This window comes from Porifericola rhodea (assembly GCF_030506305.1).
GTDB lineage: Bacteria > Bacteroidota > Bacteroidia > Cytophagales > Cyclobacteriaceae > Catalinimonas > Catalinimonas rhodea.
Window position 1 is genome coordinate 19,606 of sequence record NZ_CP119421.1, and the last position, 13,045, is coordinate 32,650.

The window sequence follows — 13,045 nt, forward strand, 5'->3', positions numbered from 1 at the left end:
ATCATTCAAAAAATGCACGAACCCACTCATCATCGGAATTGGCTAGTTCGTCAAAGCTTCCTTGTATATCCAGGGTTCCATCTCGGAGAATATGGATTCTGTCGGCTGTAAGCTGAGCACTACTGATATCGTGCGTTACAATGATAGAAGTGATATTGTACCGATCTCTCATTTCCATCAGCAGCTTACTGATTTCTTTAGAAGTAACCGGGTCCAAACCTGTAGTAGGTTCATCGTAGAGCATAATTTTAGGACGAAGTATCAGTGTCCTTGCCAGGGCTATTCTTTTCTGCATTCCTCCTGAAAGTTCAGCCGGCATTTTATCAATAGCATCTAATAATCCTACGCTTTTAAGACCTTCTTCTACCAGCTCTTCTATTTCATCTTCAGGTTTGCGCTCTACTTGTCGCTCTAGCGGAAAACGCATGTTATCTCGCACGGTCATAGAGTCGTACAAGGCTCCACCCTGAAAAAGATAGCCTACTTTTCTTCTCAATTCTCTGAGGTCCTCCCCTTCCATATCTTTCAGGTCCTGCCCCAGCACATTCAGTTCGCCTCCATCAGGCTTATGCAAGCCTACCATACTTTTGATGAGTACTGATTTGCCGGTACCAGATTTACCCAGCACTACCATGTTTTCTCCTTCTTTTAGGTCAAAACTGACATCGCTGAGTATTTCCGTATCCCCAAATCCTTTCCTGAAGTGGCGAGCTTTTACCAATACTTTGTCTTGATCTTTCTCAGCCTGCTCTCTGGTCCATAAGTGTACATTCTCTCGCTCCATATCAATTAAAAAATTGTGTCACCTGCACAGCAATGAGGTCAATAATAAATACCATCAGCGAAGCTACTACAACCGCAGAATTTGCAGACATGCCTACCCCCACAGTACCTTTACTGGTAGTATACCCTTTATAACAACCTACCAGAGCGATTGCGAAGCCAAAAAAGAATGACTTTATAGTAGCAGGTACGATATCTATAAAATTGATAGCCGCAATGCTTTCTATAAAAAATAAAGGAAGAGAAATATTACCTTCAATATTAGCTCCCAGATAGGAACCCACCATACCTACAAAATCAGCGTAGAATACGAGCACGGGTAGTGCAACAGTCATGGCTAGTATGCGAGTAACTACAATATATTTGAAAGGGTTAGTACCCGATACTGCCATTGCATCTATTTGCTCGGTAACCTTCATAGAGCCTAGCTCTGCTCCTATACCCGAACCTACCTTTCCGGCACAAATCATAGCCGTAATTACCGGACCAATCTCTCTGATTATGGCCACCGAAACCATAGAAGGGATATAAGATTCTGCGCCAAACTCTACCAGCGTAGGCCGCGTCTGCAAGGTAAATACCATACCCATAATAAAGCTGGAAATGCCCACCAACAGTAGCGAACCATAACCCAGACGGTATGCCTGGTTTAATACTTCTTTAAATTCGTAGGGCCTTTGAAATAACTCTTTAAAAAAATTAACGGCAAACTGAAAAAGTCCTGAGGCAGTCTCTAGTCCATCCTGTACCCCCTCTGGCAAATAATCTATTTTATTTTTTTTCTTCTCTTTGTCGGTAGCCGTAGAAGTTTCTTCTTTTACACGACTCATGCATATAGGTTTAAAAAATAAGACAGGATACAAATCGTTTTCCTGTCTTTATATAATCATTATGAGAAGAAATGGTTTAAATCTTTAGGTGCTAAGTAAGAAATGGGAGCATTAGAGAAGCCAGGCTCAGCACCAGAAAAAAGCCAAACATATCGGTGACTGTAGTAAGTATAGGGCTGGAAGCCAGTGCCGGATCCATACCTACTCTTTTAAGAAATAGCGGAATAGAGCCTCCTAAACCTACAGCTACTAAAGTGTTGATTGTTAAGGCGCTCCCTACTACCAGCCCCAGGTAAGGGTTTCCCTTCCACACCCAGGCAGCCAATCCTATCAGCACCCCCAAAATGAGCCCGTTAATAATACCTACCGATAATTCTTGCCAAACTACTCTCAGCACTTCGTGTGGCTTAAGAATATTAAGCGATAGCTCACGCATACTTACAGCTACCGCCTGATTTCCTGAGCAACCGCTCATATCGGAGATAATGGGTAAGAAAACTGCCAGAGCAATTACTGAACTTAGAGTATCCTGATAAATGGCAATAACACTGGCAGCTATGATATTAAGTACAATATTTACACTTAACCACGAAAGTCTGCGGCGCGAACGAAGCAAAAGCGGCATACTACGTAGTTCTTCACCACCGATAATACCACGGGTACGCATTAGTTCGGCATCACTACGCTCTGCGGCGGCTTCCATTACATCTTTTCTAAGTACCACTCCTACCAGTTTGTGCTCCTGGTCTACTACCGGCGCACCAACAAAATCATGTTCTTCAAAAAACTCCAGTAGCTGATCCAGTTTTTGATCCACACTTACAGAGAGTATAGTTTTAAGCATGATCTTTCGTATGGGAGTGGTAGCCGGAGATAGCAGTAAATCTCTAAGTCGCAATACGCCTATAAGCCTGCCCTTCACTGATTTGACATAGACATACTGCACATTATAATCTGAGTACTCTTCGGCATGCTGGTTCATATTTTCTACCACATTGCCTACTGTATCTGACTCCGGAAAAACCAGAAACTCAGTAATCATGAGTCCACCGGCGGTATCATCTGCATAACGCGCCAACCTTCTTACCTCTTCAGCCTCTTTGGGGTTCATTTCGGCCAGTATTGCCTCAGCATCTTCCTCTTCCAGGCTGTTGATCAGGTCAGCCTGATCGTTGCTCCACATCTCCTGTATAATAGTAGCTGCTTTATCTGCGGGTAGTTGTTCCAGCAAGCCAGTTGCCTGTGCATCTGGTATTTCGTTAAATAGGTAGGCAGAGTAGTCTGGCGAAAGAAAGTTAAGCAAGCGGAGTTGATCATCTTTGTCCAGGTGAGCCATAGCATGTACCAACTCACTCGCGCTTATGTTCTCTATATGTGCTTCCAGGCGTTGCTTATCGCCTAGTTCTATAATTTTCTTTAATTGCTCCCACTGAGATGGTGTAGATGTCTGCTCCATAACGAATTAAGGCTTGGCTGCAAATGAAACGATGCAAATATACCAAGCCTTAGTGCAATACAAACGAAAGAGGAAAATTTACCTTTCCAGGTGACGAACCATAAATTCCATGGGCATGAGTCCATAAATTTTACCAATCATAAGAAACATGGCAAAGCCCATGCAGTTTCTGGCAAACTCAAAATTTATACTTACAAAAGTGTAGTTAAAGTACCATTTAAAAATACTGAAGATCAGGCTGAAGCCGATAGTACCTACCAGCGCTGCCAATGCATAAAAAGTAAGTGGGTTCTTAGGCTGCCATTTGCCACCCAGACGAATAAAAAGGTAAACTGCCAGGTATTGGAAGAATAGTACAAATATTGCGAGAATAAAAAAGTCTAAGTCTGCCACGGCGCTTGATTGTTTTTTTGAAGAACGTAAAAACTAAGATAAAAAATTCGATCTTATCCCAAGATTCATTACTAATAAAGGTAAAAAGAATTAATCTATTTTTTTGAGTACTCACAATATTTGCCCTCATATTATTATTAGTTTTGAACTTTTGATTTATACCCAACAAGACATTATCATATGTACCTAGGGCTACTCTGGGCGTTCTGGATGATTTGTATCATGTATCAGGCTTCTATTTTTTGGTATGGGCGGCGCCTGCTGCAAACCTATGAAGAAGACCAGTCGGCTTATCTTTACAAAAATCAGCAGCTGCCAGATGCTGTGTCTGTTATAGTATGTGCCCATAACGAATTACCTAACCTTAAGCGCCTATTACCCTTACTGTACGAACAAAACTATCGACGTTACGAAATCATCATTGTAGATGATCGCTCTACTGATGGTACTATTGACTTTTTACTGGAAGAAAAAAAGAAGCACTCCCAACTTAAGGTAGTATGGGTAAGGCATCGTCCGGAATATATTAAAGGGAAAAAATACGCATTAACCCTGGGCATACGTGCCGCCAGCTACGAAAAACTTCTCTTTACCGATGCCGACTGTCTGCCAAACTCCACGGAATGGATTAGAGGGATGAACGCTGCGCTTAAAGAAAACAAAGATTTTGTACTGGGCTACTCCCCTTACCAACAGCATAAAGGGCTACTAAATCTTTTTATTCGCTACGAAACCCTGATGACAGCAGCACTGTATTTTTCAGCTGCTTTGGCCGGAAGAGCCTACATGGGGGTGGGGCGTAACCTGGCCTATCGCAAATCTTTTTTTATGGAGAAAAAAGGATTTTATAAGCACATTCGCGTTGCCGGAGGCGACGACGACCTTTTTGTGAACGAACATGCCAGCGCTAATAACGTAGCAATTAGTCTGGATGATAAGACAAAAGTTTTTTCAGTACCAAAACATAAACTGATAGAATATTATCGGCAGAAAACCCGACATCTAAGTGTAGGTAAATATTATAAGAAAACTGATCATAGGTGGCTTGGCCCATTATCCATATCATATATAGTATTCTGGATAGGGCTAATTGGGCTTATTTTAGCAGGAATTGAACCTTACTTAATTTTACTAGGTTTCTTATTGAAAGGATTTTTGCAGTTTACTTTTCTAAAAACTGCCAGTCGTAAGTTAAATGATTCTATTAATTTAGCTCTGCTACCAATATTAGATTTTTTGTACGTTATTTACTATGTAGTTCTAGGGATTAGCGCACTCTCCTCAAAAAATACCAGATGGAAGTAAAAAAACAATTTTCTAAAAAGGCCTTAGAAGATTTCAGACTTATTGACGAAGCAACAGACAACAAAGATCAGCAGGCATATGCGGAACTGATGCGGCGATATAAAAAGCCCGTATACCATATGATTCTGAAAATGGTCCGTAATGTTGATGATGCCGAAGACTTGACCATAGAAGCATTTGCCAAAGCATTTCGTAGCCTCCACCGTTTTAAGAAAGACTACACTTTTAGTACCTGGCTGTTTCGTATCGCAACCAATAATACGATAGATTTTATCCGTAAAAAGAAGCTGGAAACGCTCAGCCTGAATACCTCTTTTAAAGATGATAATGGCGATGCTGTAAATATTGATGTAGAGGATAATAATCTGGATCCACAGGAAGAAGCCATTAAAAGCCAGAAAAAAGAGTTGGTAAGGGTGTTTGTCACCAAACTGCCCCCTAAGTATCAGCGTCTGGTTAAGCTTCGTTATTTTCAGGAATACTCGTACGACGAAATAGCCAAAGAGCTGGATGCTCCTTTGGGAACAGTAAAAGCACAGCTACACCGCGCCAGAGAGCTAATGTACGATCTTGTGAAAAACAAAAAGGAGCATATCTAAATATCTCCATCAGGCATAGGCAGAAATCGCTGCTTTTCTTACCTTCATAGCCCACTACTAAACTATGATACTATGAAAAGATGGTTTCTGGGCCTGGGAGCCATGTTTATGTTGTTTGTTCTTAGCCTCTTTTTTTGGGTGTACACCCATGTAAAAGACAGACACCCCGATTATCAACTAGACCTTATTATTAATAATCCTCAAAAGCCTGCTCAGCTAAAAGTGGGCTTTTCTGCTTTTCCGATTAACCCCACTATTACTGAAACCTGGACAGATTTAGATGGAGATGCCCGCTACGACGCCAGCAAAGGCGATACATTTGAAGATAGCAATGGCAATGGAAAATTTGATGCCGTATGGATGGCTGGTTTCCATCAGTCAAGACCTGCCCAGGCTATTCATGATACGCTTTGGGCTAGAACCATGCTTATTGATGATGGTAGTACCATTATTTCTTTTACATCCTTAGATGCTATCGGCTTTGGCCATGATGATGTGCTGGATGTAAGAAAGCTTATTGCCAATCAGGTAGATGTAGACCTCCCCATCGTTAGCAGTACACATACCCACGAGGCCCCTGACCTACAAGGTATATGGGGACCAAATAGGTATAAAAGTGGGGTAGACACTGCCTATATGCGTTATGTACAGCACCAGGCTGCACGCTCAATTATTGAGGCTTACCAGCAAAGAGAAGTTGCCCACCTAAGAGTAGCTCAGGATTTAAGCACTGCTACCTCTTTAGTAACTGACTCCCGCCAACCTTATGTACTTGACCCGGGCTTACGTATAGTAGAAGCAGTTTCTGCTGACAGTAGCAAGACGCTGGGCACACTCTTGAGCTGGGGAAATCACCCGGAAACGTTATGGAGTAGGAATCTGGAGATTACCTCAGACTTTCCTCATTATGTGAGACAGGGTATAGAAAAAGGCATAGTAATTCAAGATAGCTTATACGTACAAGGGCTGGGAGGCATTTGCGTATACATGAGCGGCGCTATTGGGGGGTTGATGACTACCGACCCTGACTGGCCTATCAAAGATCCATGGCTAGATACTACCTACCTTGAACCTACTTTTGACAAAGCTAAATCACAAGGGCTTCAGTTAGCGAATATCGCGCTACAAGCTTTACAAGACTCTTCAGAATGGCTACAGCCTACGCATATCAAACTTAGTGCACATACGTTTGAAATACCTTTGGATAACCCTAACTTCAGGCTGGCTTCAGTCATAGGCTTGCTGGATCGTGGGTACAGTAGCTGGATGAATATTCGTACAGAAGTGGCAGCCATACAACTGGGCCCGCTGAGCATTATTACGGTTCCGGGAGAGATTTATCCTGAGATCGTTAACGGCGGTATAGAAAAACCAGAAGGTCAGGATTTTGATATAGAAGCAGTGGAGACGCCTGCCCTACGCTCACTCATGCCAGCAGGCTATCAGTTTGTGCTGGGCTTAGCCAACGATCAGATTGGATATATTATTCCAAAAAGTGAATGGGACGAAAATCCACCTTACCTTTATGGCGCGGAAAGAAGTCCATACGGAGAAACTAATTCGGTAGGGCCTGAAACAGCACCTGTCATTTACCGTGAACTACAGTCCGTAATTAATCACTTATCTCAAGAAAACATTAGCTATGCACCCTGAGCCAATAGTACAAGAAGAGTTTGCGAAAATCACGACTTACTTTCCTGATTTGAGCGAAAAGCAGATACAGCAATTAGAAGCACTCTATGGCCTTTACGAAGAATGGAACGCAAAAATTAATGTGATTTCCCGTAAAGATATTGCTCATATTTATTTACACCATGTACTACATTCATTGACAATCGCTAAAGTGGCTCCTTTTAACCCAGGCACCAATATACTGGATATAGGCACAGGTGGTGGCTTTCCGGGCATCCCCCTGGCTATTATGTTTCCTAAAACTCAGTTTCACCTGGTAGACTCTATTGGCAAAAAGATTAAAGTAGTCAATGCTGTAGCAGAAGCTTTAGGTTTGAAAAACGTGAAAGCTGAGCATATGCGGGCAGAAAAAGTGAAAGGCAGATATGATTTTGCAGTAACCCGTGCCGTAGCACCTTTAAAAATGCTTTATAACTGGTCCAGAAACAAGATTAAGCCAAAATCTCAACACGATTTGTACAATGGACTGATCTGCCTGAAAGGAGGAGACCTCAGTGCTGAACTGGAAGCCGTTAACTTAAATTATGCCCTCTATCCGGTAAACGATTATTTTCAGGAAGAGTATTATCAGGAAAAATACGTTTTATATGCTCCTTTGTAGTAAGAGCACAGATATACCTTAAGGCAGAAGTTGTTATAGATTACAAAAAAAGCCGGATGAACTAATTTCACCCGGCTTTTATGACTAAACTTCAATAGCTTATCAGGTTTTTTGCTTCTTCTTCTTGGCAGCAGGAAACAGGATGTTGTTCAAAATCAGGCGGTAACCTGGCGAGTTTGGGTAGAGATTTAAATCGGTAGGAGCCTCCCCCACTCTATGCTGATAATCTTCTGGGTCATGCCCTCCGTAGAAAGTCCAGAAGCCTTTACCGAATATCCCGTGAATATACTTCGCTTCTCCAGCTGCTTTATTTTCGCCTAGAACTACCACATCCGGACGTATCAATGCTTTATTAAAAGCAGTAGTCTGCCCCATAAACCCCTTTACTATACGTTCATGATTTTGAGTAAGCATAGTAGGGATAGGGTCCCATTTAGCAGAAAACTCAAAAAGGTTAAAATAATCGTTATCCTGGCTTAAACCCCGAGAGCGAGGATCTACATCTATATTTGAATATTCGTATTCGTAAGGATTACGTACCAGTTTAAAATCCTGAAAAGCAAAGGTATTGCTATAGTTTAGCTTTTCCTGTGCTGCCGGGTCAGCACGGTCACCATCGTACATAGACTCTACTATATCAACGCCATCCGCCGCAAGAGCAATATCGTAAGTATCTGTAGCAGAGCACATGGCAAACATAAAGCCCCCCCCCGAAACAAAGTCTCTGATCTTCTGAACAACAGCCAGTTTAAGCTCAGACACTTTGCCGAAACCATGCTCACGAGCAGTTTCTTCATACTTTTGTTGTCTTTCTATATACCAGGGAGTATTTCTGTAAATTCTGTAAAATTTACCATACTGACCTGTGAAATCCTCGTGGTGAAGGTGCAGCCAATCGTACTCCGGTAGTTTGTCGTACATAACCTCATCGTCAAAAACCACATCGTAGGGAATTTCAGCATAGGTTAAAGCCAGGGTAACGGCATCGTCCCAGGGCTGTTTGCTTTTAGGAGAGTAAACCGCAATTTTAGGATGCTTTTCCAGCTTCATCATGTCTTTATTTGACGAAGGGCTGGCAATCGTACTAATTACCTGATTGTACTGGGCATCAGAGATTACCTCATAGCTTACCCCACGAATAACACATTCATTCTCCAGTTTCTGAGAATATTCAACAGCAAAGCTTCCTCCCCTGTAATTGAGCAGCCAGTCCACTGTACCTTCATTCTGTAAAACCCAATACGCAATACCATAAGCTTTAAGGTGATTGGCCTGTGCCTGATCCATAGGCATAAGTATCTGCGATGCCTGCAACTGTAGAGATACTAATCCTGCAATACAGGAAAGTAATAGATATTTTATTCGCATAATAAACTTGCTGTTTATATTAAAATGGCCAGATATTTAATTTATTGCAAAAGAATTTACTTATCAACTTCAGACTGGCTATTATTGAAACTAGCGAAAAGTTCTGAGCAATGTACATTAATTACATCGCCCTTCCGGGAAATGTTTTACCTATGTAGGATATTACATGAATATACTCAATAATGTAGAAGAAAGCCTGAAGTCTATCCGCGATAATTTGCTGAGGACTACGCTAACTGCCCTCATAATTGCAATAGGTATTACCGCATTGGTGGGTATTCTTACAGCAATTGACGGTATACAGGCATCCGTAGATGATAGTTTTGCCGGGCTTGGCGTAAACACCTTCTCTATAGACGAAAAAAGAGGGAGCGGTAGAACTCAGCAAGGACGCTCCGTAAAAAATTACCCGCCCATACGCTACAGCGATGTAAGAGAATTTAAAAAACGCTACGACTACCCAGCAAAGATATCGGTGAACACGCGCATCACCAATAATGCAGAAGTTAAAAAAGGCTCAGAAAAAACCAACCCAAACATCAGGCTTTACGGTACGGACGATAGCTATATCGTTACTGAAGGCTACAACCTGGAGGCCGGACGTAATTTCAGTAATTTTGACCTGGAAAAAGGGACTAATGTAGCCATCATCGGGTATGAGACTTACGAATCTCTTTTTGGAAATAACCTTAATCCCATAGATCAGGAAATCTCTCTTTACGGCAATATTTTTAGAGTAATTGGTCTTATGGAAAAAATGGGGTCGGTTGGAGGCGGAGGCAATGCTGACAGAAAAATTTTGATTCCTCTCGCAAAGGGTAGACAGCTCGGCTCTAACCAGGAGTTAGATTATCGTATAGATGTGTTGGTAAATAATAGTGGAAATGTAGAAGCCGCTATGGGAGAGGCTACTAGCCTGATGCGTGCCATCCGGCAAGACCCTATAGGAGCAGAACTTTCATTTGAAATACAGGAAAAAAAATCATTGAGTGAGCAGTTGGGAGAGATTACCGGCTACCTGAGAATTGGAGGCTTCGCCATTGGGCTTATTACTCTCTTAGGCGCATCCGTAGCACTAATGAACATCATGATGGTTTCGGTAACGGAAAGGACTCGCGAAATTGGTATTCGCAAAGCTTTAGGAGCTACGCCCAAACGAATTCGCCAGCAGTTTTTGATAGAGGCTATCGTCATTTGCCAGATTGGAGGACTGGCAGGAGTAATTATGGGCATGGGTATTGGTAATGTGGTTGCCAGCTTTATGGATGTAGGCCGGTTTTTAGTACCCTGGGTATGGATTATTTCAGCACTGTTTATCTGTATCGCGGTAGGCTTATTTTCTGGTTATTACCCTGCTTTTAAGGCTTCCAAACTTGACCCTATAGAGTCGTTGCGATACGAATAACCTCAATCTGGTAGCTGAAGAAACACATAAATCTGCCCTTTGTAGCTGTAGTTGTTGTAGTATAAAGTGTAGTAATATACGCCTGCCGGCATGCCTTCAGCATACCACTTGAACTCCGGATCGTTAGAGCTAAAAACCTCTTTGCCCCAGCGATTAAAAATATCTATCCGTTGAAATATATTGTTGCAATTTCCTATCGGCAGGTCGCACTCACCATCAGGCTGGTTGCAAAACCGTAAAAAGAAATAATCTCCCTGCTGATCACCATTTGGAGTTATAGCATTATGAGGTTGGTAAGCTTCCAGATTGAGTGGCTCATCTACGATATGCAGTACAATGCTAATAGTATCGTTCTTATTGTTAAAACACTTGCTATCTACAGCTGTAAAGTACAGCTCTAGGTAAGACTCCTGGCCTCTGCCCCGAACCGTTTCGCAGGGGGGGCGCCACCTGAACTGACGACCAACATTACCCCTACCCACTACCGGAAAAAAGTTGAAATTAACCACTTCAGTATCTACAATGCTATCATTAAATACTGCCTTTGCTAACCTTAGTGTAATAATGTCATTATCCCTGTCATTACTAATAACATCAAAAAAGATATTGCGATTAACAATGGAAGTCAAAGTATCTCCTGCCTCAGTATCTCTGATAAATAGTTCAGGGGCTTCATTTAAAGGAGGGAGTACATTCACCACCAGGCTTAGGCTATCTACTGAAGTCTGCCCACAACTTTTTCCGTCTTCTGCCAGAAAAGTAATTTTGAAGCTGCTCTTTTCTTCTAAGTCAATAGAATTACATGATAAACGCCAGCTAAAGGGACTTCTCACCTCCTTTATCCCCTGGTTATCAGGAAAATAAATATTGTAAGCATCAAACTCAAAACCATCTCCTACTGCTGTCAGGTTAATCAGGTCATTATCAAAATCTTCAGCAAGCACATCAAAGGATAGAGTTTCATCTATACGAATAGAAATTTCTCTTTCCTGCTGGCCAATTAAAGAAATCTTAGGGCGTTCATTGTCAGCAGGAATTACTGTAAAACGAAACTTAAGCTTATCGGATAGGGAACTAGGGCAGTCTCTGTTTTCTGTAAGCACTGCTTCTACCTCAAACTCGTTGCTATTGCTTAAATCCAGTAGCTCACATTTTGGCGTCCACTTTAGTACTTTTTGCACCTCTCCGGGAATCAAAAGCCGCTCTTCCAGCACCATACCGTATTCTGCCGGAGAAAAGTTGTCTGCTTCCAGATTAAGCTGTAATAGATCTTTGTCTTCATCAAGACCACGAAGAACGTAAGAATAACTCTCTCCCTCCTGTAGCACTACTTCCACCACATTGGGGTTTCTCTCAATAAATGGCGCATTACCTGCGGCACCTTCCAGGCTTATATTTACTCTTATCGTGTCTGTGAGAGGCTGACTACAGGCATTGTCATAAGCAATAATGTTAATTTGCATTGCCTCCTTTGTGTAGGGGCACTCAGGCAGGCACAGACTAAAACGAATAGTATCTCCTGCATCTTCTTTTAGCTGTAGTGAGGGACTGATTAATTCACTTAAGTCAGCATTAAAATTGATACCTTCAGCTTCTATTCTTAAAAGCTCATTCGGGTCTCGATCTGTCACCAATACTTCCAGGCAACGGTCGCTACTCTTAGGGATATTAAGAGTTGTGGTCTGATCGTAAATCTTTCCATCATGCTTAAGCAGAACTTCGGGAGATGCCCCCGGATTACAATCCACCACCAGCAACTGATAATCTCTCCTAACTTCTCCTATCTTTATGCCTCCTCTGTATTCTTCTACTTTAATACCGAACACAAATACGCCCAACTCATCAGGAACTACTGTAAGCCTACCCTTCTGGTCTATGCTCAGGGGAGGCTGACCGGGCACCATATTGTTTACTCCAATACCTTCGCTAAAGATAACTGGCTGATGTGGAGCCGGTGAGGGAGTAGGTACAGGTTGAAACCGTGAGCTATTAAGAGGCGCAGCCATGCTGTAAACTAATGAGTCTCCATCGGCATCTGTTGCTCCAAAGTTGTAGGTAAAGTTTTGATTGATACAGGCATAGTCGCTAATAGGGCTCGAAAGCTCAGGAGATGAATTAACAAAAGCTGTATTGTTGATACTTACCGGCGGAAACTCCATATAATAAGTCTGCCCGGTAGACTCAGGCTCTACTATGTTGTTTACAATATTATTACGGCAGCAGCGCTCAAAAACGGCATAATAGCCTTCAGGATCAGAAAATTGTGAGGGTGGCAGTGTTACTTCTGCTGAATAAACAATCTGCCGGAAAAGTATACTATCGTCGGTACATGAAGGGTTGGTATAGGGTACAAAGGAAGAAGAAACCTGGTTGACGTTCAATATTTCAAGGTTTACATCATCACTCTTACGAAAAATATACACCGAAGCAAAATCATCTTCAGCTTCGGGGTCTCCATTTACTTCGTCAAAATACTGTATCAGCCTTAGTTCATAAAGAAAGCCCTGTTTGTGAATCAGCCTGAACTCACCTCCTACAATATGGGTTGCACATACGAAACCCGGAACAAAGAATAGCAAGATGGTGAAGAGTCGTTTCATCGTTTATCTATAC

General features: G+C 42.1%; 11 protein-coding genes. 5 read left to right on the top strand and 6 right to left on the bottom strand.

What is annotated here, in order from left to right:
* Position 1 precedes the first annotated feature (1 nt).
* The 4 genes from PZB74_RS00090 to PZB74_RS00105 form a co-directional block, all read right to left on the bottom strand.
* Positions 2–784, bottom strand: coding sequence for an ABC transporter ATP-binding protein (locus tag PZB74_RS00090; protein WP_302239754.1), 783 nt, complete (start codon positions 782–784; stop codon positions 2–4).
* A 1-nt stretch (position 785) separates the two neighbouring features.
* Positions 786–1,613 (bottom strand): MlaE family ABC transporter permease, encoded by an 828-nt coding sequence (locus tag PZB74_RS00095; protein WP_302239756.1) that lies wholly within the window; start codon positions 1,611–1,613, stop codon positions 786–788.
* 91 nt (positions 1,614–1,704) lie between these two features.
* Positions 1,705–3,069, bottom strand: coding sequence for a magnesium transporter (gene mgtE / locus PZB74_RS00100; RefSeq protein ID WP_302239758.1), 1,365 nt, complete (start codon positions 3,067–3,069; stop codon positions 1,705–1,707).
* Between the two features lie 78 nt (positions 3,070–3,147).
* Complete coding sequence (locus PZB74_RS00105; protein WP_302239760.1) at positions 3,148–3,462, bottom strand: hypothetical protein; 315 nt, start codon at positions 3,460–3,462, stop codon at positions 3,148–3,150.
* A 180-nt stretch (positions 3,463–3,642) separates the two neighbouring features.
* Here PZB74_RS00105 and PZB74_RS00110 point away from each other — a divergent pair, with 180 nt between their 5' ends.
* The 4 genes from PZB74_RS00110 to rsmG all read left to right on the top strand — a co-directional run bounded on the left by PZB74_RS00110 (position 3,643) and on the right by rsmG (position 7,659).
* Positions 3,643–4,767, top strand: a complete 1,125-nt coding sequence (locus tag PZB74_RS00110; RefSeq protein WP_302239761.1) for a glycosyltransferase — start codon at positions 3,643–3,645, stop codon at positions 4,765–4,767.
* On the top strand, positions 4,758–5,366 hold the full coding sequence (locus PZB74_RS00115) for an RNA polymerase sigma factor (protein ID WP_302239762.1): 609 nt from the start codon (positions 4,758–4,760) through the stop codon (positions 5,364–5,366). Before PZB74_RS00110 ends, PZB74_RS00115 begins: the two co-directional genes overlap by 10 nt.
* Positions 5,367–5,438: 72 nt before the next feature.
* The gene (locus PZB74_RS00120) at positions 5,439–7,019 is read left to right on the top strand and encodes a hypothetical protein (RefSeq protein WP_302239764.1); all 1,581 of its coding nucleotides are present in this window, start codon (positions 5,439–5,441) and stop codon (positions 7,017–7,019) included.
* The gene (gene rsmG / locus PZB74_RS00125; protein ID WP_302239766.1) at positions 7,009–7,659 is read left to right on the top strand and encodes a 16S rRNA (guanine(527)-N(7))-methyltransferase RsmG; all 651 of its coding nucleotides are present in this window, start codon (positions 7,009–7,011) and stop codon (positions 7,657–7,659) included. Before PZB74_RS00120 ends, rsmG begins: the two co-directional genes overlap by 11 nt.
* A gap of 102 nt (positions 7,660–7,761) precedes the next feature.
* Here rsmG and PZB74_RS00130 read toward each other — a convergent pair whose 3' ends face one another.
* A complete protein-coding gene (locus PZB74_RS00130; protein ID WP_302239768.1) occupies positions 7,762–9,027 on the bottom strand; it encodes an asparagine synthetase B in 1,266 nt (421 codons plus the stop codon).
* A gap of 166 nt (positions 9,028–9,193) precedes the next feature.
* Here PZB74_RS00130 and PZB74_RS00135 point away from each other — a divergent pair, with 166 nt between their 5' ends.
* Positions 9,194–10,432 carry an ABC transporter permease gene (locus PZB74_RS00135; RefSeq protein ID WP_302239770.1) on the top strand — a complete coding sequence of 413 codons (1,239 nt, stop codon included), beginning with the start codon at positions 9,194–9,196 and terminating at the stop codon, positions 10,430–10,432.
* 2 nt (positions 10,433–10,434) lie between these two features.
* On the opposite strand, the gene PZB74_RS00140 is transcribed toward PZB74_RS00135, so the two are convergent.
* Entirely contained in the window at positions 10,435–13,032 is a 2,598-nt protein-coding gene (locus PZB74_RS00140) for a T9SS type B sorting domain-containing protein (protein WP_302239772.1), read from the bottom strand.
* Between the last annotated feature and the right edge of the window lie 13 nt (positions 13,033–13,045).

Excerpts from the sequence above, each read along its gene's own strand:
- PZB74_RS00090 (WP_302239754.1), bottom strand. The coding sequence starts at position 784 with ATGGAGCGAGAGAATGTACACTTATGGACCAGAGAGCAGGCTGAGAAA.
- PZB74_RS00095 (WP_302239756.1), bottom strand. The coding sequence starts at position 1,613 with ATGAGTCGTGTAAAAGAAGAAACTTCTACGGCTACCGACAAAGAGAAG.
- mgtE (WP_302239758.1), bottom strand. The coding sequence starts at position 3,069 with ATGGAGCAGACATCTACACCATCTCAGTGGGAGCAATTAAAGAAAATT.
- PZB74_RS00110 (WP_302239761.1), top strand. The coding sequence starts at position 3,643 with ATGTACCTAGGGCTACTCTGGGCGTTCTGGATGATTTGTATCATGTAT.
- PZB74_RS00115 (WP_302239762.1), top strand. The coding sequence starts at position 4,758 with ATGGAAGTAAAAAAACAATTTTCTAAAAAGGCCTTAGAAGATTTCAGA.
- PZB74_RS00120 (WP_302239764.1), top strand. The coding sequence starts at position 5,439 with ATGAAAAGATGGTTTCTGGGCCTGGGAGCCATGTTTATGTTGTTTGTT.
- rsmG (WP_302239766.1), top strand. The coding sequence starts at position 7,009 with ATGCACCCTGAGCCAATAGTACAAGAAGAGTTTGCGAAAATCACGACT.
- PZB74_RS00130 (WP_302239768.1), bottom strand. The coding sequence starts at position 9,027 with ATGCGAATAAAATATCTATTACTTTCCTGTATTGCAGGATTAGTATCT.
- PZB74_RS00135 (WP_302239770.1), top strand. The coding sequence starts at position 9,194 with ATGAATATACTCAATAATGTAGAAGAAAGCCTGAAGTCTATCCGCGAT.
- PZB74_RS00140 (WP_302239772.1), bottom strand. The coding sequence starts at position 13,032 with ATGAAACGACTCTTCACCATCTTGCTATTCTTTGTTCCGGGTTTCGTA.